Raw genomic sequence first — 19,243 nt, 5'->3', positions numbered from 1 at the left:
TAATAAAAAGTAATGGGTTTTAGTCACTTTAGAAGGCAGGTGAATATAGTTGAAAAAGGTTTTCCCCCTTCTAATTCTTTCAATGATGTTTTTATGTTCATGCAGTCAATCCAATTCATGGGTGCTTCATTCTGAAAAGAAAGTGGCTGCACAAGTTTTTGAACCAATTCCTGCTGATTTTATTCCACGAAAGTTAACGATACTATCTGCAGGTGACTCTCTAACACAAGGTGTAGGAGATAGTACTGAGCAGGGCGGTTATTTGCCGTATCTTAAAACCATGCTCGAAAAAGATAAAGGGATACAAGAGGTTGATTTTTACAACTACGGAGTAAAGGGCAATCGGACGACACAGCTTTTTAAGAGACTGAAATCCCCTGAGATGAAGCCTATCTTAAAGCAGTCCGATTTGGTGATACTCACCATAGGCGGTAATGATATCATGAAGATTCTTAAAGAGAATATTTCAGATTTGCAAGTTTCCGATTTTCTAAAGGAAAAAGAAAATTATCGAAAACATTTATCGCAAATTTTTGATGCTATTCTCAATGAAAATCCGAATGCTTACATCGTATTAGTGGGTGTATATAACCCTTTTTCAAAATGGTTTTCCGAAATTGAAGAAATGGATCAAATTGTGTCCGAATGGAATCAGGCAGGTCATAGTGTGGTAAACCAATATTCAAACTCTTATTTTGTTGCTATAGAAGACCTTTTCTTAGGAACAGAAGAAAATCTTTTGTATACAGACAATTTCCATCCTAATGATAAAGGATATGAGCTAATTGCCAAAAGACTGAACACGACATTGGGTAAACAGGTATTACCAGACCTGGTAAATAGGGCTTACACAGTCAGTACCGAGGAGAATTAAATGAAAAACAAATGGAAAATGGGTTTCCTAATCTTAGCGGGGTTTAACCTGTTAGTGGCAATTATCATTTTAACTCTTGTTTCAGCTCCAATAAATGAAAAGAAAATAGAAACAACAGAGGTTTCAAAAGGGGACTATGTATCTTTTCATTTAACATCAAACAAGTATGACCTGAATAGAGTTATAAACCATTATTTAAAACAAGAAGCTTCTGATTCCCCGATTGATTATAAGGTTTTATTAGGGGATGAGGTAGAATTGTATGGAATGCTGCCTTTTTTTAGCGAGAAATTAAATTTGAAATTGAATTTTGAACCCTCTGCGCAAAAAAATGGTGATTTAATTTTAAAGCAAAAATCAATGTCAGTTGGAAAGCTACATCTTCCGATTTCGTATGTACTAAACTTTATTAGTGAAAATTATAAGCTGCCAAAAGGGGTTGAAATTAGACCCAACCGTCATCTTGTCTATATTCATATGCAGCAGTTAAAACTTAAAAGTGATTTGAAAATAAAAGTAGATAAATTTAATTTGAAAAAGGACGATATTGCTTTTACGATATTAGTTCCTGTAAAATAGGTGTCCAGTTGAGGACACCTATTTTTATTCCTCAATACTAATGTATTGTAATTCTGGTTTCTCTGTGGAAGACCCAAGAAAAACAATGGTGTAGCTGACATTTGGTTTAAAATGAGCTTTTGGAAGTGAAAGTAGAATTTCTCGACTGCCCGCTGCCCTTGCCTCTAAATCAACTGTCATTGGAGTTAATCCTAAATATTCAGTAGCTTGTTTATACGAAACTTTAGGAAAAATGACATCGCGATCTTTGACCGCAATATCGAGTTCGGGTGTGTCAGGTGATAAATGAATAAAACGGACCTTTGCTTCATTTACTGGGACTGCTGGGTGGTTTAAAAACACCAACAAGCGCATCTTTTTAACTGAATCAATAGTGGTTAAGGTGTAAGACATTCCTTCCTCTACCGTAATATTTTTATTTAAGACACTATCGACCATATTTCCAGAAGGGTATATATCGATATGGTATTTACCGGCCTTTAACCGTAGGACCTGACTGATTTTTTTAAAAGGTAAATCTTTAATCACACGGTTGCCATTTACATAAATATCGACGTTTGGGGAATCAGGGGAGGTATGAAGGAAACGGATTTGCGCTTCTCCATGTCCAGACTGAACAGGTGAGCGCATAAGGGATAATGCTTTGTTCATATATTTATAATGCTTTAAATAAAAATGCATATGCAGGCTGGGATTCGTATACTTATAGTACTGCGCCAGTAAATCGTAAATCAACGCTTTTTGGAAATAATCAGTTTGATTCCTTTTCTCGGACATGGTATCTACTCCTTACATGGATTACACCATAATTTATTCATCCTCCTATAGGTAGGTGTCTATATTAAAAATCTTAAATCAACATGATGAAAAGAAAATAATCGCATTTTGCAATAAAGTTTATTTTTAAAAGGACATTCGGTATACTTTTATTTAAACAAAAAAGGGGTGGGAAAATGGATAACAATCATCAATTAGCTACGTTTGCAGGCGGCTGTTTTTGGTGTATGGTCAAGCCTTTTGATGAACAACCAGGAATCATTAGTGTTGTCTCAGGTTATACCGGGGGAACAGTTGAAAACCCAACTTATCAACAGGTGTGCTCTGATACAACTGGGCATTATGAAGCTGTTCAAATTACGTATGAGCCAGACATTTTTCCGTATGAAAAATTACTGGAATTATTTTGGCAGCAAATTGACCCTACAGATCCGGGAGGCCAGTTCTATGATCGAGGTCAATCTTATCAGACAGCAATCTTTTACCATACTGAATCACAAAAATCGCTTGCCGAAAAGTCAAAGCAAGCATTAGCCGAAAGCGGTCGTTTTTCTAAACCCATTGTGACACCTATCCTGCCGGCAAAGACGTTTTATCCTGCTGAAGAATATCATCAGCATTACTATAAGAAAAATCGTGCCCATTATGACTCCTACCATGTAGGCTCAGGTCGTGCAGGGTTTATTGAAAGACATTGGGGGGAGAAGCATGCAAAATAAAGATTTGAAAAAAGAATTAACACCCATTCAGTTCGAAGTAACGCAAAACAATGGGACAGAGCCGCCTTTTAGAAATGAATATTGGAATGAAACAAGAGATGGGATTTACGTAGATATTGTATCTGGAAAGCCGTTATTCAGTTCGCTTGATAAATTTGATGCCGGCTGCGGCTGGCCAAGCTTTACGAAACCGATTGAAGAAGAGGAAGTCATTGAAAAGGAAGATTATAGCCATTTTATGATTCGGACCGAGGTTCGAAGTAAATCTGCTAATTCTCACCTTGGACATGTCTTTAATGATGGTCCGCTGCCAACGGGCTTACGCTATTGTATCAATTCTGCAGCACTTAAGTTTATTCCGAAAGAAAAGCTCGAAGAGGAAGGATACGGAGAATTTAAAAAACTGTTTGAAACAAAATAAGAAGCCGCTAATCTAGCGGCTTTATTTCAACAAATAAGAAAATATAAATTTCGACTTCGGGAATTGTCCAGCTCCAGCGCCTAGCCCCTCGAGGTCATAAGCCACTCCCAAAAGGAAGGCAAAAAGCGCCTGCCTTTTGGGAGCGTCTTATGCTTGTCGGGGCTAACCAAGGCGCTTACGCTTTTCTTATTCACTTTTTTCTTTCTGTTTTGAGGATGAAGTCATCCCTCCAGAAAGGACAAATTTCATTGCGTCCTCGGGTTTCACATCGATAATCTCTACTTGTTCCTTAGGAATTAAAAAGGTAAATCCTGCAACCTGGAAGGTTTGAGGGACATAGACAGCAACATGATCCTTTAATGGACTATAAAAATCCTCTACTTGCTCAGAAGTAATAAAGCCAACACTTCTCATCTCCGTCCCCGGAATCACTACTAAAGCCACTTTTGAAAAAGATTTTTTATCACCTAGGAAGGATTGGACGGTATCCTTAATGACGGAATAAATCGTTTTGACAACCGGAATTTTTTCGAGGAGATGGTCAATTAGCTTAATCATTTTCCCTGTAACGTATTTAGTCGACATCCATCCTAAGAGGGTAATTAGGATAACTGTTGTTAAAAGACCAAATCCGGGAATGTAATCATCCTTAAGATAAGGTCTCAAGGAATTCCCTAATAGACTGTCCAAAAAAATAAAGGTTTTGTAAATAACATAAATTACGAGAATAATTGGCACAATGGTTAAAATTCCATTTAGAAAATTCTTAAAAACTGCTTTCATTTTTATCACCTGCAAAAATATCATTGTCTATCATAATATAGGCGAATGCACATACAGGTCAAGCGTCTAGTTCATACAGTACTTATGAAAAGAAACAAATTTATGAGGAGTGAATGTTTATGTATCATGGTTACGGTTATGGAGTTGACGGATGTTGTGGAGGCTATCCTGTAGGCGGATTCGGTTACGGTGGAGTCGGATTCGGGTTTGGAGGATTTGCGCTAATTGTTGTTTTATTTATTTTGTTAATCATTATCGGTGCAAGCTGGACCTATTAATAAAAAAACAAAAGGCTGATCCAAAGCGGATCAGCCCTTTATTTTTTAAAAGTTCAATTTTTTCTGATACAATAGTAAAACACGAACATTAAAATAAATAAAACTTAAAAGGTTCGTATTTATCGTTGACGCTAACCGGAATCTCTGATATATTTACCAATGTTGAGTAAAACGATTTTGGAGGTATGGGATAATGGATACGAAATATGATGTAATTGTAGTGGGTGCTGGGCCTGCAGGGATCTTTACCTGCTATGAACTTACACTAAAAATGCCGAACGCAAAGGTGCTGTTAGTGGATAAAGGACATGATATTTATCGGAGAAATTGTCCCATTTTACAAAAGAAAATAGAAAAATGCCCTCCGGCTGCAGGGAAAAAAGATTTCGCAGGATGTTTGCCGGCTTGTTCCATTACAAATGGTTTTGGAGGAGCAGGTGCTTATTCTGATGGAAAGTTTAATATCACAAGTGAATTTGGCGGTTGGATGACTGATTACTTATCAGATTCACAGGTTGTGGAGTTAATCAGCTATGTAGATGAAATTAACTTGCAACATGGTGCAACAAGAAGTATTACAGATCCGTTAACAGATCAAGTAAAGGATATCGAAAGGAGAGGGTATGCTGCAGGACTCAAGCTGTTGCGCGCACAGGTACGCCACCTTGGGACAGAGCAAAATCTCGAAATCTTAAAAAGTATTTTTGAATATTTAAAAACTAAAATTGAGATGTCTTTTAAGACAGAGGTTGATGATTTAATAACCGAAAAAACACCTAACGGTCATGTTGTAAAGGGAATAAAACTCAAAGGCGATCAAATGGTCTACGCTGAAAAGGTAGTGATTACACCTGGTAGAGATGGTTCGAAATGGTTAACTGATTTATTAAAATCTCGTAGATTGCGGATGATTTCCAATCAAGTAGATATTGGTGTACGGGTTGAAACCTCTAATATTGTCATGCAGGAAATTAATGAGCACTTGTATGAAGGGAAATTTATTTTTAATACATCAGTTGGGACTAGAGTAAGGACCTTCTGCAGTAATCCATCTGGACATGTAGTGGTTGAGAATCATTCAGGTATTATGCTGGCAAATGGTCATGCCTATAAGGATCCAAAGCTCGGAAGTCCAAACACAAACTTTGCTTTGTTGGTTTCACATACCTTTTCAGATCCGTTTGATAAACCAAATGAATATGCTCATGAAATTTCCCGTCTTGCAAACAGTCTATCGAATGGCGGACTTATTGTTCAAACGTATGGTGACATTCTAAAAGGCAGAAGATCAACGGCAAAGAGAATTAAGGAAGGTTTCTTAGAACCAACATTAAAAGAAGCTGTACCAGGCGACCTTGGTCTAGTGCTTCCGTATAATACATTAAAAAGCTTAATAGAAATGACAGAGGCATTAAATCAAGTTACTCCGGGGCTTGCTTCTGAACATACTTTGTTCTACGGTGTAGAAGCTAAATTCTATTCTGCAAGACCGAAATTAAATGACCGGTTTGAAACAGAAATAAACGGGCTTTATGTTGGAGGAGATGGAGCAGGAATTACCCGTGGACTTGCACAGGCAAGTGCGTGTGGTGTTTGGATTGCCCGCGATATTATTGAAAAAACAACTAAAAAACAGGATAAAGAAACAGTTTTAATTTAACCCGCAGCTCCTTGCGGGTTTTTTTCTTGCTAAGTTGGAGAATTATTTCATGCCAGACCTAATGGAAATAAGATGATAGAATCAAAAGCCACTTCATACAATGGAATATAACTATTTATTTTGACAAAGAAAGTGGTGTCCGTTGTGGAGAAGACATTTCTAATCAAACCAATGCTTGATGAAACTTACCCAGTCATTGATTATGGCAAAGGGGTCTATTTATATGATATGGACGGAAAAAAATACTTAGATGCCGCTTCAGGTGCCGTGACCGCTAATATTGGTCATGGAGTACCGGAAATCGTAGAAGCAATGATGGAGCAGGCAAAAAAAGTCTCCTTTGTATATCGCTCGCAATTTACAAGCGATGCCGCAGAGAAGCTCGCCCAAAAAATCGCGGAAATGACTCCTGCTGATCTGAATTGGAGTTTTTTCGTGAACAGTGGATCGGAAGCAACCGAAACTGCTATGAAAATGGCCATTCAATATTGGCAGGAACGAGGGGTGCAAACTAAAACTAAAATTCTGTCAAGATGGGTTAGTTATCATGGTATTACAATGGGAGCCCTTTCGTTGTCCGGTCACACTGGAAGAAGGGCCCGTTTTGTTCCTCTCTTAGAAGACTTTCCTTCCATAAACCCACCTTACTGTTACCGCTGTCCATATAATTTAGAAGCACCTTCCTGTCATTATTTATGTGCACAAGAACTAGAAACGGCCATTAAACGAATTGGGGCAGAACAAATCGCTGCATTCATTGCGGAGCCGGTAATTGGGGCCGCGGGCGGAGCAATTGCTCCGCCAAAGGATTATTTTAAAACAATAAAAAAAATCTGTGAAGACAATGACATACTGTTTATTGCTGACGAGGTTATGACTGGTTTTGGACGCACAGGTACCATGCTTGCCTGTGAACAATGGGGAGTGGTACCTGATATCGTGGCATTGGGGAAAGGAATGGGGGCTGGTTATGCGCCAATTGCTGCAGCTGTTGCAAGTGAAAAAGTGATGGAGCCGATTCTAGCCGGGTCAAAGTCGGTCATGAGCGGACACACTTTAAGTGCCAACCCACAATCCTGTTCGGTGTCATTGGCTGTCCTTGATTACTTAGACAAAAACAAGATTCTCAAGGAAGTAGATAATAAGAGTGTGTATTTGAGAAATCAGCTTAAAAAGTTAAAGTGGCAGTTCTCTTTTATAGGGGATATCCGGGGTAAAGGCTTGCTGCTGGGTATTGAATTCGTCATGGACCCCCATACAAAAACCCCATTTGATAGAAAGTCCTCGGTTACACAAAAGATAATCACAATGGCAAAAGACAAAGGTCTCCTCGTATATCCTGCCGGTGCGGGGATAGATGGAGTAAATGGTGATGCCATAATCATCTCACCTCCATTAACTATAACGAAAAGGGAAATGGAGGAATTAGTTTTACTGTTAAAAGAAACATTTACTGCTTTTTCCAATGAAATAAATGTAGGATTGGATGGTGAACATTAATTGGAAAATACATTTGGGAAAATAACAACATTAGATAATGTCATGGATTTTTTTCATGATGGAATGACTCTAATGTTCGGTGGATTTGGAGGTGTAGGTTCCCCTCCGACCTTAATTGAAGGCATTTTGGAGAAAGGGGTTAAAGATCTTACGCTAATTGGAAATGATACAGGTTTCCCACATATTGGCATTGGTAAAATTGTCAGCCGTGGGCGAGCAAGTAAAGTAATTGCCTCCCATATTGGCTCTAACCCTGTTGCAGGTCAGCTTATGAATGCTGGAAAGCTTGTGGTTGAGTTCTCACCCCAGGGAATCTTAGCAGAAAGAATCCGTGCCGGGGGAGTAGGACTCCCAGCGATTTTATCTGATATTGGTGTGGACAATGAAATTGTTTCAAAGGATAAACCTTACTTTAAGTTATCCGGAAAAGATTACCTTGTAGAAACGGCCTTAAGCGCGGAGGTTTCCATTGTCTATGCCAAAAAAGCCGATATATATGGCAACTTAATCTATGATAAAAGTGCCCGCAATACTAATCCGCTAGTAGCGATGGCTGGAAAAATTACAATTGCTGAGGCAGAAGAAATCGTGCCGTTGGGCAGTCTTAACCCAGAAGAAATCATTACACCAGGAGTTTTTGTTGACTATATAATCTCTTCGCAAGGGGTGAATTGGAAATGGGCATGGGAGTAGACATCAGAAACCAAATGGCAAAACGGGCTGCCGAGGAAATTCAGACTGGTATGGTGGTGAATCTTGGTATTGGAATACCCTCCCTTGTCCCCAACCATTTATCTCAAAAAATACAAGTAATGTTTCATGCAGAGAATGGGATTACCGGAATGGGACCAAGTCCAATTAAAGGGAATGAGGACGAAAATTTGTGTAATGCAGGCGGTTTTCCGGTTACGTTAACAAATGGAGGTTCCTATTGTGACAGTTCCATTGCTTTTGGGATGATTCGCTCTGGAAGAGTAGATATTACAATCTTAGGGTCACTTCAAGTGAGTCAAGATGGTGATTTGGCTAATTGGATTGTTCCTGGAAAAAAAGTGCCCGGTATGGGTGGAGCCATGGAACTGGCCCAGAAAGCCAAAAAGGTCATTGTTGTAATGAATCATTGTGATAAACATGGTCATCCCAAAATTGTTAATCGCTGTACACTCCCCTTAACATCCTCTCGCTGTGTTGATGTCATTATTACAGAATTAGCTGTTTTTAAGATTGCAGAAACAGGGTTAATTTTGACAGAATTATTTGCCCCATACAATCTTGAAATAGTTGAAAGTAAAACAGGTTGTGAATTTAAGGTTAGTGAAACGATTCGGAACATACCATACTGATGGTAAATCGCTTAAAAGGGGGAAACCCAATGGAAAAATATAAAATCTTAGTAAAGGAATGGTTGAAGGAAAATCGTGCTCGTGCCGCAAGACTCTTACAATTACTTGTCCGTGAAAACAGTACGCGCGGAAATGAAAGCAGCACACAAGCAATAGTAATAGAGAAATGTCGTCAACTTGGATTAACATTAGATATTTGGGAAATTGGCGGTGATGAATTAACAAACCACCCTGCCTTTTGCTGTGATCGCAAAAGCTTTGAAGGAAACCCCAATTTGGTCGCCGTTTTAAAAGGATCAGGTGGAGGCAAATCGATTATTTTAAACGGACATATTGATGTGGTGCCGGTCGGGGATAAAGCAAATTGGGAGCATGATCCATTTAGTGGGATGATTGAGTGTGGCAAACTGTATGGCCGAGGAGCTACAGATATGAAGGGAGGGAATGTCGCCCTGTTACTGGCAATAGAATCGATTATTGCATCGGGGATTAAACTTAAAGGTGATGTTATTTTTCAAAGTGTGATTGAAGAAGAGAGTGGTGGAGCTGGGACACTTGCCGCCGTATTAAGAGGATATCAAGCAGATGGAGCCATCATCCCCGAGCCGACAAATATGAAATTGTTTCCTAAACAACAGGGTTCTATGTGGTTTCGAATTACTGTAACCGGTAAAGCAGCACATGGGGGAACAAGATATGAAGGGATTAGTGCAATCGAAAAATCTCTCCTAGTCATTCAAAGCCTACAACAATTAGAGAAAGATAGAAACGCTAAGATAACTGATCCTCTCTTTAATAAAATTCCAATCCCCATCCCAATAAATATTGGCAAGATTACCAGCGGAGAATGGCCTTCTTCAGTACCTGATACGGCAATCATTGAGGGAAGGATGGGGGTTTCACCTGATGAAACGATTAAAGCTGCACAGGTAGAAATGGAAGAATGCTTGAAAAGACTTTGTCAGCAAGATGAATGGCTTCAAGAGCACCCACTCAAACTGGAATGGTATGGCGGCAGATGGCAGCCAGGAAGCCTTGAAACCAATCATCCATTAATCCATGAATTAACGGAAAGTTACCTTGAGATAACGGGTGAACCGCCAGTTATTGAAGCAAGTCCATGGGGCACAGATGGCGGAATTCTTTCAACTGTGGGTCAAACTCCCGTTGTTGTTTTTGGCCCAGGCATAACTGAAATTGCCCATGATGCAAATGAACATATCGTCCTTGAGGATTTATTTACTGCAAGTAACATTATTGCTCTGACAATATTAAGATGGTGCGAAATCGTTGAGGAGTGATAATAATGACTCAAAAAGCATTTACCATTTATGTTAAAGAGATAGATTATTATATTGAAATTTATCTAGACCCTTTTAATCAACGGATAAGGGTTGATGATTATCGCGGAAATATAAAATTAATGTTAGCAAAAGTAGAGGAGATTGTGAAACAGCAACAGGCAGAAAAACTAATTATCAAAGGTCGCAGTGAAGATTTTATAACATTTATTGAAGCAGGGCTCCAGCCTGAAACGGTAGTGGATCGTTACTTTCTTGGATCAGATGCCTATTTTTTTTCTAAATTCTATTCTTCTGAGCGCAAAAGAAATGACCAGTGGATTACCGAAGATGGAATTTTACAACGTATCTATCAATCAAAATCATCTATTGATAAAACAATCCTTCCTAAAGACTATGAACTAAGGAAGGCTGATGAGAAAGATGCTGCCGGCTTATCAGACTTATACCAACAAGTATTTCAAATTTATCCGACTCCGCTGTATAAGCCGGAATATGTAAAAAAAATGATGGGGGATGGGACGGTCTACTATGTTTTTTTGTATCAAGGAAAAATAGTCAGTGCAGCTTCTGCAGAAATAAATTCTATTTATAAAAATGCCGAATTAACAGACTGTGCAACGCTCTCGGAGCATAGGAAATATGGTCTCATGAAAATAATCCTCCAAGAACTTGAAAAGGATTTAAGGAATAATGGTATTTTTTGTGCCTATTCGATTGCTCGTGCCTTATCATTTGGCATGAATGCAGCCCTATTTCAACTTGGCTATTCCTATAGAGGCAGGTTCATGAATAATTGTTATATTTATGACAAACTTGAAAATATGAATATGTGGGTGAAAAATCTGGCAAACTGCTAAAAATTCGGCATTAGCTGCCAATTTTTCAGCAACCAGTATTAGGGGGGCAGGTGAAACAAATAGGACAATTAACAGCATTAACCCAAGAAGTGTTAACAGCCATTCTTAAAAGCATCGATGAAGGAATTCATGTGGTTAATCCGCAGGGAAGAACGATCTTTTATAATGAAGTGGCAGCCAAACATGATGGGATGGCTGTAGAGGAAGTCTTAGGTAAACATCTATTAGAAGTATTTCCTTCCTTAACAGAAGAATCGAGCACCCTCTTAAAAGTTATGAAAACAGGTAAACCAATTTATAATCAAACGCAAGTATATGTAAACATGCACGGGGCAAGCATAGACACCATGAATACGACGCTGCCAATATTCCTTGATAAAAAAATGATTGGCGCTGTGGAGATTGCGAAAGATTATTCTCGAATGAAATTGCTTGCTGAAAGGCTTTTAGACTTACAAAAAGGTGTTATCAAAAGCAGCTTTAAAAAGGGTGCTAAACAGCAGGTAAAGTATACGCTAAACGATTTAAAAACCATGAACCCTTCTTTTAAAAATATTAAAGCAGAGGCGAGGAAACTAGCGAAATCAGATGCTCCGATTCTTGTCTATGGGGAGTCGGGAACCGGCAAAGAGTTATTTGTCCAGGGGGTTCACCATGACTCGCATCGTTCAGAAAGGTCATTTATCGCTCAAAATTGTGCCGCTATCCCTGAAACTCTGCTTGAGAGCATTTTATTTGGAACGGCAAAAGGTAGCTATACAGGGGCTGTTGAACGTAAAGGTCTGTTTGAATTGGCAGATGGAGGCACCCTCTTTCTCGATGAACTTCATTCCATGCCAATGGAACTGCAGGCAAAGCTGTTAAGGGTTTTAGAAGACGGGATGGTCCGAAGAGTGGGCAGTTCTCAAAATATCTTCGTTAATGTTCGTGTTATTGCAGCTATGAATGTACACCCAGAAGTGGCCCTACAAGACAAAATGATACGTCCTGACCTATTTTACCGCTTGAATGTTTTTACCTTTTCCCTCCTGCCATTAAGGGAACGGAAAGAAGATATTTTATACTTAGCAGACTATTTTATTCAAAGTTTTAATAAGCAGTTAAGAAAGACGATTCAAGGCTTGGAAAAGAGTCTAAAGATATTTTTAACCGATTACCACTGGCCAGGAAATGTCCGGGAGCTCAAACATACACTTGAATATATGATGAATGTTTGTGAAGGGGAGTTTCTCGGTGAGGAAGACCTGCCTGTCATCCTAAAGCAATACCAATCTCCAACAAAGGAACATCAGCAAAAGAACTTATCTTTAAGAAAAAATCTCGAGGAGGTGGAGAAACAGCTCATTATGAATGCCTTGGACCAAGCGAAGGGAAATATCAATCAAGCTGCCAAGCTTCTAGATCTTCCAAGGCAGACTTTGCAATATAAATTAAAAAAAATTCCCTATTAATACCGCCGAATTTTCGGCGGTATTTTATTGTTATTTAAGACTGAACTCAACTAGCATCAGCTTTAAGATGGCACTGTAGAGTTGGCACGAATCTTGCATATTATTTAGTAAAGCAAGTTAGGAGGAACTCAAAATGAAGCCATTTTTATATAAACCGGATAGACATTGGAAAGATATAGAGCTTTGGAAAGATGTGACTGAAGAACAGTGGAATGACTGGCTGTGGCAATTAACGAATACCATTCGAACTTTAGATGATTTAAAAAAGGTCATCCATTTAACTCCTGATGAAGAAGAAGGAGTTAGGATTTCGACCAAAACCATTCCCTTAAATATAACACCATATTATGCTTCTTTAATGAATCCCGATGATCCGCGATGCCCGATCCGGATGCAATCGGTTCCTATCTCAAAAGAGATACACAAAACAAAGTATGACCTGGAAGATCCACTGCATGAAGATGAGGACTCTCCAGTACCAGGATTAACCCACCGCTATCCTGACCGTGTACTTTTTCTTGTAACCAATCAATGCTCCATGTATTGCCGTTATTGTACAAGAAGGCGCTTTTCCGGTCAAATTGGCATGGGCGTGCCTAAGAAACAGCTTGACGCTGCTATTTTATATATTAGACAAACACCTGAGGTTCGTGATGTATTAATTTCCGGCGGTGATGGTCTGTTAATTAATGATAATATTCTAGAGTATATTTTGAAAAATTTACGCGAAATTGATCATGTGGAAATCATTCGAATTGGAACAAGAGCACCAGTGGTATTTCCTCAGCGAATTACCGAAAATCTTTGTCATATTTTAAAAAAATATCACCCAATCTGGTTAAATACACACTTTAATACCTCCATTGAGATTACAGAAGATTCAAAGAGGGCTTGTGAAATGTTAGCAAATGCTGGGGTGCCAGTGGGAAATCAATCTGTTATTCTAGCAGGAATTAATGACAGTGTTCCAATCATGAAAAGGCTCATGCATGACCTGGTAAAAATTCGTGTCCGCCCATATTATATCTACCAATGTGATCTTTCAGAGGGAATCGGCCATTTCCGAGCACCTGTATCCAAAGGACTTGAAATCATTGAGGGATTGCGTGGACATACAAGTGGTTATGCAGTCCCAACTTTTGTCGTGGATGCCCCAGGAGGCGGCGGGAAAATTGCCTTGCAGCCAAACTATTTAATATCGCAAAGTCCAGAAAAGGTAGTGCTTCGCAATTTTGAAGGAGTTATTACTTCCTATCCAGAACCTGAAAACTACGTACCTGGCAGGGCAGAAGAATATTTTGAAATGGTTTATCCTGATATGGCTGAGAAAAAATCACTTTCTGGGATCTCGGGCATTATGAATGATCAGCACTTTAATTTAGTACCGGAAGGATTAACAAGGCTCCATCGCCGGAAAGAATATAATCAAGATCCTGCGCACAGTTCATTAAAAGATAAGCGGAGTAAACGAGATGAATTAAAGGAAAAGAAATTTAAAGCATTGACAGAGAAAGAAAAGGGCACAAACACTGGAAAAAATCCAAAGCAGGAAAATGAGCCAATTAAAGACTAAGAAGAGGAGTGTGGGTCGTGAAAGTGGCATGTGAATGGTGCAATAGTCTAAACGTCAAAATGACAACTGGCTCTGTTTTCTGGGAATTACCTGACGGATCGAGGGCCATTGAAATTGAACAAACTCCCACGCATGAATGCTCTGACTGTAACATGATTTATCAGAGCGAGAGGATTGTTAAAGAAATCGAAGATCAATTATTTTTGATTGACTGTAAGCAAATTAGTAAAGTGATTACCTATGAAGAATTAATGAAGATTCCTAGATTATTAAAAAAGAATTATTTTGATTTCTCAACCTAACAAAAAGCAGCCCACTCGAGGCTGCTTTTTCCATGATCCAAATTCTAATATCCAACTGGACGTGATGGACGCTATCCGTTATAGTAGTGCATAAGTAAAATGTGTGGTTTCCGATATGGACAAGAAAGGCGTTTAAAGTATGAGAAAATCATTTTATCATTTTTTAATGAAATATAGACACCCCGCTCCAAAGGAAGATATTAGTACCTTTGCAAACGATGCGTTTTTGGATCATAGTTTTCCGAAAACCTCAGCAGATTACCAAGAAATAAGTTCTTACTTAGAAATGAATGGACAATACTTGAAATCGATGACGGTCTTTGATGAAGCGTGGGAAGATTATATAAGTTCTGAAAGTTAATATTAATAATTTTGATCGCCCATAATAATGAGGCGATTTTTTCATTTCTTAAATGACATGCGCGTTATTTTTTAGCGTGCATATACTATTGTAATCAAAATAAACGACTAATCCATTTGAGGGGATGGGAGGATATGGCAAAGAGGAAAAAACCAAAATATAAGATCGGTGATACTGTCGTCATCACCATCTATGGTACGGTTGGTAAAGTGACCGATATTAAATTATTAGATGGCAATTATGTTTATGAAGTAAATAAGAGTGAGGGACTTTTTATTGAAGAAGCCCTGCAATTACTTTCGGAATATGATGGTACAGTGGTAGAGCAAGAACAGATTGATATTGAGTATAAATTCTTTTTCGGTGACTTAGTTCAAGTTAGTGGATATGGTGCTGATTTGTTTAAAGTGGTTGGTTTCAGAACAGAAATTTGGCGCTATAAAGAAGATGCCTGGGAAGATGTTATCTACGAGCTTTCTCGAGTAAGTGATGGAGAATGGCTCGAAGCAGGTGAAGAAGAATTGACACTAGTCGCTGATGCTGAGAATGCAGATACCTTTATCCAAAAGCTAGGTCTTTTATACTTAGTTAATAAACAAGAAAAAACGGAAAAAAAACCAAAAGTTCAAAACACGGTCCGTAAAGCAGAATTTGAAGAAATAGAACGAAAAAAAGAAAAAAAGGAATTAATTGACAACTTATTGGACATATTTAATGATTACCGGATTTTATATGAAATGTTTCAGGACCAAGAATATTATCAAGTAATGCGTGTTATCCTTAGGAAATTAGAAAGTGTGGTAAACAATGATGGCAAAAGCCATGTATAGCTACCATCTGGAAATCTCAATCAATAAATAGATGACAAAGGGTATTCCTAACCATTTAATGAAAGAAAACATGGAGTTAGTCAATTTCTCAAATAGTTGGAGGGTGTATCCATCCTCCTGGTTAACATCAGCAATAAAGGCCTCTAACTTCAATTGTAATTTTGACATTTTAATCCACCCCTGATACAAGTTCTTTTTTTTTCATACTATGCTTGTCCACATAAAAAAAGACATCCTATCTTGTAGAAATATTTTTAAAGTTCATGCAGTCTAAAGTAACTAGCATGAAAAGGTCATGTACATCATACATTCTCTAAAAAGGGGGCGATGCTATGAGAGAAATCGAAGTGTTTATTGATACAGAAGAAATTGCCGAATTTTTCTTTCATGAGCTGGTGAAGCGGGGTTACGTTCCTAGCGAAGAAGAATTAGAAGAACTCGCAGATATAACCTTCGAATATCTTATCGAAAAGAGTATTATCGATGAAGAAGTAGAAGATGACTAACAACCTTGTAAATAAAGGTTAGGAGAGTCATCCTCTTAATGATAGATAAGACAATAGACGAGCAGGTATGCTCGCCTTTTGTTTGTACTTAACATAGTCTTTAAATCCTATGTCAATTGAATTAAATATTTTAAAGGTTTGACGAAACCTTTATTTGTTTACCTCGTATATATGGATACGAACCTAAGGAGGGGTTTATATGTTAAAGAAAATCCTTAAATCTCTTATTAACAGTAAACTAAACCATCACCACAAATACACTTCTTCAAGCGATGCCTGGAAGAAAATGAATCAGCATAAACACAGCCACTATGGGCACCATCACTACAAAAAGAAACATAAAAGTGGAAGCTTTATGTCTAGTTTCTTCAGCAGCTAAAAGGGGTTTACATGTTAAAAAGGTCTGTATTATTCTTTTCAAATTTACTTGAAAAACCTTTATCGCCTGAACTAGTAATTGCTGATAAATACAAGGTGGTTAAACATCTTGGTATGGGCAGTTATGGGCACAGTTATTTAGTTATCGATCTCTCCACCCAGCAAAAAAAGGTATTAAAGGCCTTAAGGCTTCACAAAAGAATCACAAAGTCTGGTCGGAGAAGTTTTGAGCTGGAAAAGGAATTATTAAAGTCGATTGACCATCCCGGATTCCCCAAGTATTTTGAAACGGGATTAATCAAAGAAATACCCTTTTATACGATGGAGTATATTGAAGGTAAAAATTTTGAACAGCTTATTTTTTCTGAGGGCTGGACCATAACTGAGCCAGAAGCATTTAAAATTGCGGATGAATTACTAACCCTAATTGAACATCTTCATCACATGAATATCATCCATCGAGATATTAGGATTCCGAATGTCATTTATGATGGGACGAAGATAAGGCTGATAGACTTGGGATTGGGGAGATATTTATCACACGACCTAGAAGTTGAAGCTGTAACTAAAAAGGTGGATGTACGAAAAGGGGTTAATTTTCAAGTGGACTTTTATGGGCTAGCCCATTTTTTGCTGTTTTTATTGTATACGAACTATTCCTTTGACCCCCATGAAAAGGAAAAAAGCTGGGAAGAGGAATTAAATATTTCATCTAGCGCCAAGCACATTATCAGAAGGCTCCTAGAGATTGACATTAAATATGACGGCTGTTCTCAGATAAGAGAGGATATTAAAAAGCTACTAATTTAGGAGGAGAAATCGATGTCATTTTTTAATAAAGTTTTTGCCAGTATTGGAATTGGATCCGCTGGAGTCGACACTAGGCTTGAAAAAGATACATACATGCCAGGAGAAACCGTTCAGGGTGTAGTAGTGATAAAAGGAGGTAAGATAGATCAGCAGATTGATGCGATTTATCTTGCCTTAAATACGACTTATTTAAGAGAGTCAGATGACAAGAAATACACCGTTACAGCCACCATTGATCGGTTCCAGTTAACCACTCCGTTCACCATTCGAGCAAATGAGAATAGGGATATCCCTTTCTCCTTCCAGCTCCCTTTTGACACACCGCTTTCAATTGGTCGTTCAAAAGTGTGGGTTACTACAGGTCTTGATATAAAAGGTGCCGTAGACCCAAGTGATCAAGATAACTTAAAAGTAGTTCCAAATCCCTTAATGTCTGCTGTATTTCATGCAGTTGACCAGTTGGGATTTAGAATTCGTGAGGCAGATTGTGAGGAGGCACCTCGCCGATTACGCGGTCGATTGCCATTTGTGCAAGAATTCGAATTTGTTCCTGTTTCTGGATTGTTTCGTGGAAAGTTAGATGAATTAGAGGTAGTTTTCTTCCCTTTAGCTAATGGTACACTTGAGATGATGTTCCAAGTTGATCGTCGTGCCAGAGGTTTATCAGGCTTGTTTTCTGAAGCACTGGGAACAGATGAGACAAATGTAAGGCTAACGGTAACCAACCAAGATATTCCACATTTACAACAAAAAATTGAAAATGTTATCCAAAGATATTCGTAGTGAAGGACAATAGGGTCTTGTGACTCTATTGTTTTTTTTACCTTTCTGAAGTAAATCGAATCAATATTCGTCAATAAATGCGTAAAACCTAAGGAAGGACCTTAGGTTTATTTTATGGGAGACGTTAATAAACAGTTTTGCGCTTTTGGTATTAACTTTTGCGGTCTGCTGCACTATTTTCTTTAGCATGCGCTTCATGCTCTGCTACAATGGCTTCTGGTGGGATGTGATTATTCTTCTTTTGCCCACGTATACGTGCCCGATGTTTTTTACCCATTACTACCCCTCCTTTTAACCTAATCATATGTTCCCACAATTTCAAAAAATCATGTCATCGTTTTTCAATAAAATACGTTTATGTTATAGTGTCTATGGTACAAACTTATTTCTGTATCTACTTTAACTTTTTACTTGGAGGTTTATCAATGAGTGTACATATAGGGGCAAAGGAAAATGAAATTGCGGAAACCGTATTACTTCCAGGGGATCCACTTCGGGCAAAATATATAGCAGAGACTTTTTTAGAGGATGCCAAATGTTATAATGAAGTTCGTAACATGTTTGGTTACACCGGTACATATAAGGGAAAAAGAATCTCCGTTCAAGGTACTGGGATGGGCGTTCCTTCGATCTCTATTTATGTTAATGAATTAATACAAAGTTATAATGTTCAAAACCTTATTCGTGTGGGCACTTGCGGTGCCATTCAAAAAGACGTAAAGGTTCGTGATGTCATTTTGGCGATGTCTAGCTCTACTGACTCCAATATGAACCGACTGACCTTTGGTCATGTAGATTTTGCCCCAACAGCAAACTTTGAATTATTGAGAAGAGCTTATGAGGCTGGAGTGGCGAAAGGACTTAATCTAAGAGTAGGAAATGTTTTCACTGCTGATTCATTTTATAATGATAATGCAGAGCTTGAAAAGTGGGCAAAATACCAGATCCTTGCCATTGAAATGGAGACCACTGCACTTTATACATTAGCTGCCAAATTTAACCGTAAAGCCCTCTCTGTTCTTACTGTTAGTGACCATATTCTAACAGGTGAAGAGACAACGGCAGAAGAAAGACAATTAACCTTTAATGAAATGATTGAAGTGGCATTAGAAGCTGCGACTAAAGAATAATTTGTATGAGCCTCTTCCAAATCG

At 38.3% G+C, this 19,243-nt stretch carries 25 protein-coding genes; 21 read left to right on the top strand and 4 right to left on the bottom strand.

Going from position 1 to position 19,243, the window contains the following annotated elements; all coding sequences use genetic code 11:
* The first annotated feature begins 82 nt into the window (after window positions 1-82).
* Window positions 83-874 (top strand): SGNH/GDSL hydrolase family protein, encoded by a 792-nt coding sequence (locus tag JOC76_RS20625; RefSeq protein ID WP_239557860.1) that lies wholly within the window; start codon window positions 83-85, stop codon window positions 872-874.
* Entirely contained in the window at window positions 875-1,453 is a 579-nt protein-coding gene (locus JOC76_RS20620; protein ID WP_205180670.1) for a YpmS family protein, read from the top strand.
* A gap of 24 nt (window positions 1,454-1,477) precedes the next feature.
* On the opposite strand, the gene JOC76_RS20615 is transcribed toward JOC76_RS20620, so the two are convergent.
* Entirely contained in the window at window positions 1,478-2,230 is a 753-nt protein-coding gene (locus tag JOC76_RS20615) for a DUF4397 domain-containing protein (protein WP_205180669.1), read from the bottom strand.
* Between the two features lie 176 nt (window positions 2,231-2,406).
* On the opposite strand from JOC76_RS20615, the gene msrA reads away from it, so the two are divergent.
* Window positions 2,407-2,949 (top strand): peptide-methionine (S)-S-oxide reductase MsrA, encoded by a 543-nt coding sequence (gene msrA, locus JOC76_RS20610; RefSeq protein ID WP_205180668.1) that lies wholly within the window; start codon window positions 2,407-2,409, stop codon window positions 2,947-2,949.
* Window positions 2,939-3,370, top strand: a complete 432-nt coding sequence (gene msrB / locus JOC76_RS20605; protein ID WP_205180667.1) for a peptide-methionine (R)-S-oxide reductase MsrB — start codon at window positions 2,939-2,941, stop codon at window positions 3,368-3,370. Before msrA ends, msrB begins: the two co-directional genes overlap by 11 nt.
* Before the next feature lie 186 nt (window positions 3,371-3,556).
* Here the strand turns inward: msrB and JOC76_RS20600 are convergent, their stop codons facing one another.
* Window positions 3,557-4,153: a DUF502 domain-containing protein gene (locus JOC76_RS20600; protein WP_205180666.1), complete on the bottom strand. Its 597-nt coding sequence runs from the start codon at window positions 4,151-4,153 to the stop codon at window positions 3,557-3,559.
* 119 nt (window positions 4,154-4,272) lie between these two features.
* On the opposite strand from JOC76_RS20600, the gene JOC76_RS20595 reads away from it, so the two are divergent.
* The 12 genes from JOC76_RS20595 to yodN all read left to right on the top strand — a co-directional run bounded on the left by JOC76_RS20595 (window position 4,273) and on the right by yodN (window position 15,612).
* Complete coding sequence (locus JOC76_RS20595) at window positions 4,273-4,431, top strand: YjcZ family sporulation protein (protein ID WP_205180665.1); 159 nt, start codon at window positions 4,273-4,275, stop codon at window positions 4,429-4,431.
* A gap of 193 nt (window positions 4,432-4,624) precedes the next feature.
* Window positions 4,625-6,091, top strand: coding sequence for an NAD(P)/FAD-dependent oxidoreductase (locus JOC76_RS20590; protein ID WP_205180664.1), 1,467 nt, complete (start codon window positions 4,625-4,627; stop codon window positions 6,089-6,091).
* Window positions 6,092-6,235: 144 nt separating this feature from the next.
* A complete protein-coding gene (locus tag JOC76_RS20585) occupies window positions 6,236-7,591 on the top strand; it encodes an aspartate aminotransferase family protein (protein WP_205180663.1) in 1,356 nt (451 codons plus the stop codon).
* Window positions 7,592-8,284 carry a CoA transferase subunit A gene (locus JOC76_RS20580; protein ID WP_205180662.1) on the top strand — a complete coding sequence of 231 codons (693 nt, stop codon included), beginning with the start codon at window positions 7,592-7,594 and terminating at the stop codon, window positions 8,282-8,284.
* Window positions 8,269-8,934 carry a 3-oxoacid CoA-transferase subunit B gene (locus tag JOC76_RS20575; RefSeq protein ID WP_205180661.1) on the top strand — a complete coding sequence of 222 codons (666 nt, stop codon included), beginning with the start codon at window positions 8,269-8,271 and terminating at the stop codon, window positions 8,932-8,934. The genes JOC76_RS20580 and JOC76_RS20575 overlap by 16 nt, the downstream gene beginning before the upstream one ends.
* Window positions 8,935-8,963: 29 nt before the next feature.
* Window positions 8,964-10,235 (top strand): peptidase, encoded by a 1,272-nt coding sequence (locus JOC76_RS20570; RefSeq protein WP_205180660.1) that lies wholly within the window; start codon window positions 8,964-8,966, stop codon window positions 10,233-10,235.
* Window positions 10,236-10,240: 5 nt separating this feature from the next.
* The gene (gene ablB, locus JOC76_RS20565) at window positions 10,241-11,095 is read left to right on the top strand and encodes a putative beta-lysine N-acetyltransferase (protein ID WP_205180659.1); all 855 of its coding nucleotides are present in this window, start codon (window positions 10,241-10,243) and stop codon (window positions 11,093-11,095) included.
* Window positions 11,096-11,154: 59 nt separating this feature from the next.
* Window positions 11,155-12,546: a sigma-54 interaction domain-containing protein gene (locus tag JOC76_RS20560; protein ID WP_205180746.1), complete on the top strand. Its 1,392-nt coding sequence runs from the start codon at window positions 11,155-11,157 to the stop codon at window positions 12,544-12,546.
* 133 nt (window positions 12,547-12,679) lie between these two features.
* Window positions 12,680-14,119 carry a lysine 2,3-aminomutase gene (gene kamA, locus JOC76_RS20555; protein ID WP_205180658.1) on the top strand — a complete coding sequence of 480 codons (1,440 nt, stop codon included), beginning with the start codon at window positions 12,680-12,682 and terminating at the stop codon, window positions 14,117-14,119.
* A gap of 23 nt (window positions 14,120-14,142) precedes the next feature.
* On the top strand, window positions 14,143-14,421 hold the full coding sequence (locus JOC76_RS20550) for a YokU family protein (protein ID WP_205180745.1): 279 nt from the start codon (window positions 14,143-14,145) through the stop codon (window positions 14,419-14,421).
* Window positions 14,422-14,560: 139 nt separating this feature from the next.
* On the top strand, window positions 14,561-14,782 hold the full coding sequence (locus JOC76_RS20545) for a YozE family protein (RefSeq protein WP_205180657.1): 222 nt from the start codon (window positions 14,561-14,563) through the stop codon (window positions 14,780-14,782).
* Between the two features lie 134 nt (window positions 14,783-14,916).
* Window positions 14,917-15,612: a germination protein YodN gene (gene yodN, locus JOC76_RS20540; RefSeq protein ID WP_205180656.1), complete on the top strand. Its 696-nt coding sequence runs from the start codon at window positions 14,917-14,919 to the stop codon at window positions 15,610-15,612.
* Here the strand turns inward: yodN and JOC76_RS20535 are convergent, their stop codons facing one another.
* A complete protein-coding gene (locus JOC76_RS20535) occupies window positions 15,613-15,780 on the bottom strand; it encodes a hypothetical protein (protein ID WP_205180655.1) in 168 nt (55 codons plus the stop codon). It abuts the gene before it with no gap.
* 164 nt (window positions 15,781-15,944) lie between these two features.
* Between JOC76_RS20535 and JOC76_RS20530 the strand changes: the two genes are divergently transcribed.
* The 4 genes from JOC76_RS20530 (at window position 15,945) to JOC76_RS20515 (ending at window position 18,089) form a co-directional block, all read left to right on the top strand.
* Window positions 15,945-16,118, top strand: coding sequence for a YozD family protein (locus JOC76_RS20530; protein ID WP_098529412.1), 174 nt, complete (start codon window positions 15,945-15,947; stop codon window positions 16,116-16,118).
* Window positions 16,119-16,317: 199 nt separating this feature from the next.
* Window positions 16,318-16,497, top strand: coding sequence for a hypothetical protein (locus JOC76_RS20525; RefSeq protein ID WP_205180654.1), 180 nt, complete (start codon window positions 16,318-16,320; stop codon window positions 16,495-16,497).
* 11 nt (window positions 16,498-16,508) lie between these two features.
* Window positions 16,509-17,306: a serine/threonine protein kinase gene (locus JOC76_RS20520; RefSeq protein ID WP_205180653.1), complete on the top strand. Its 798-nt coding sequence runs from the start codon at window positions 16,509-16,511 to the stop codon at window positions 17,304-17,306.
* Window positions 17,307-17,318: 12 nt separating this feature from the next.
* On the top strand, window positions 17,319-18,089 hold the full coding sequence (locus JOC76_RS20515; RefSeq protein ID WP_205180652.1) for a sporulation protein: 771 nt from the start codon (window positions 17,319-17,321) through the stop codon (window positions 18,087-18,089).
* A gap of 151 nt (window positions 18,090-18,240) precedes the next feature.
* Here JOC76_RS20515 and yoyE read toward each other — a convergent pair whose 3' ends face one another.
* Entirely contained in the window at window positions 18,241-18,366 is a 126-nt protein-coding gene (gene yoyE / locus JOC76_RS20510; protein ID WP_309526930.1) for a protein YoyE, read from the bottom strand.
* Window positions 18,367-18,514: 148 nt separating this feature from the next.
* Between yoyE and deoD the strand changes: the two genes are divergently transcribed.
* Window positions 18,515-19,219, top strand: coding sequence for a purine-nucleoside phosphorylase (deoD, locus tag JOC76_RS20505; protein WP_205180651.1), 705 nt, complete (start codon window positions 18,515-18,517; stop codon window positions 19,217-19,219).
* The last annotated feature ends 24 nt before the right edge of the window (window positions 19,220-19,243 follow it).

It is taken from the genome of Neobacillus cucumis (assembly GCF_016908975.1).
GTDB classification, from domain to species: Bacteria; Bacillota; Bacilli; order Bacillales; family Cytobacillaceae; genus Neobacillus; species Neobacillus cucumis.
This window is presented reverse-complemented; position numbering and strand designations above follow the sequence as displayed.

Excerpts from the sequence above, each read along its gene's own strand:
- kamA (WP_205180658.1), top strand. The coding sequence starts at position 12,680 with ATGAAGCCATTTTTATATAAACCGGATAGACATTGGAAAGATATAGAG.
- JOC76_RS20590 (WP_205180664.1), top strand. The coding sequence starts at position 4,625 with ATGGATACGAAATATGATGTAATTGTAGTGGGTGCTGGGCCTGCAGGG.
- JOC76_RS20595 (WP_205180665.1), top strand. The coding sequence starts at position 4,273 with ATGTATCATGGTTACGGTTATGGAGTTGACGGATGTTGTGGAGGCTAT.
- JOC76_RS20525 (WP_205180654.1), top strand. The coding sequence starts at position 16,318 with ATGTTAAAGAAAATCCTTAAATCTCTTATTAACAGTAAACTAAACCAT.
- deoD (WP_205180651.1), top strand. The coding sequence starts at position 18,515 with ATGAGTGTACATATAGGGGCAAAGGAAAATGAAATTGCGGAAACCGTA.
- yodN (WP_205180656.1), top strand. The coding sequence starts at position 14,917 with ATGGCAAAGAGGAAAAAACCAAAATATAAGATCGGTGATACTGTCGTC.
- JOC76_RS20620 (WP_205180670.1), top strand. The coding sequence starts at position 875 with ATGAAAAACAAATGGAAAATGGGTTTCCTAATCTTAGCGGGGTTTAAC.
- msrB (WP_205180667.1), top strand. The coding sequence starts at position 2,939 with ATGCAAAATAAAGATTTGAAAAAAGAATTAACACCCATTCAGTTCGAA.
- JOC76_RS20570 (WP_205180660.1), top strand. The coding sequence starts at position 8,964 with ATGGAAAAATATAAAATCTTAGTAAAGGAATGGTTGAAGGAAAATCGT.
- JOC76_RS20515 (WP_205180652.1), top strand. The coding sequence starts at position 17,319 with ATGTCATTTTTTAATAAAGTTTTTGCCAGTATTGGAATTGGATCCGCT.
- yoyE (WP_309526930.1), bottom strand. The coding sequence starts at position 18,366 with ATGGGTAAAAAACATCGGGCACGTATACGTGGGCAAAAGAAGAATAAT.
- ablB (WP_205180659.1), top strand. The coding sequence starts at position 10,241 with ATGACTCAAAAAGCATTTACCATTTATGTTAAAGAGATAGATTATTAT.
- JOC76_RS20625 (WP_239557860.1), top strand. The coding sequence starts at position 83 with ATGATGTTTTTATGTTCATGCAGTCAATCCAATTCATGGGTGCTTCAT.
- JOC76_RS20615 (WP_205180669.1), bottom strand. The coding sequence starts at position 2,230 with ATGTCCGAGAAAAGGAATCAAACTGATTATTTCCAAAAAGCGTTGATT.
- JOC76_RS20530 (WP_098529412.1), top strand. The coding sequence starts at position 15,945 with ATGAGAGAAATCGAAGTGTTTATTGATACAGAAGAAATTGCCGAATTT.
- JOC76_RS20575 (WP_205180661.1), top strand. The coding sequence starts at position 8,269 with ATGGGCATGGGAGTAGACATCAGAAACCAAATGGCAAAACGGGCTGCC.
- JOC76_RS20535 (WP_205180655.1), bottom strand. The coding sequence starts at position 15,780 with ATGTCAAAATTACAATTGAAGTTAGAGGCCTTTATTGCTGATGTTAAC.
- JOC76_RS20545 (WP_205180657.1), top strand. The coding sequence starts at position 14,561 with ATGAGAAAATCATTTTATCATTTTTTAATGAAATATAGACACCCCGCT.
- msrA (WP_205180668.1), top strand. The coding sequence starts at position 2,407 with ATGGATAACAATCATCAATTAGCTACGTTTGCAGGCGGCTGTTTTTGG.
- JOC76_RS20600 (WP_205180666.1), bottom strand. The coding sequence starts at position 4,153 with ATGAAAGCAGTTTTTAAGAATTTTCTAAATGGAATTTTAACCATTGTG.
- JOC76_RS20520 (WP_205180653.1), top strand. The coding sequence starts at position 16,509 with ATGTTAAAAAGGTCTGTATTATTCTTTTCAAATTTACTTGAAAAACCT.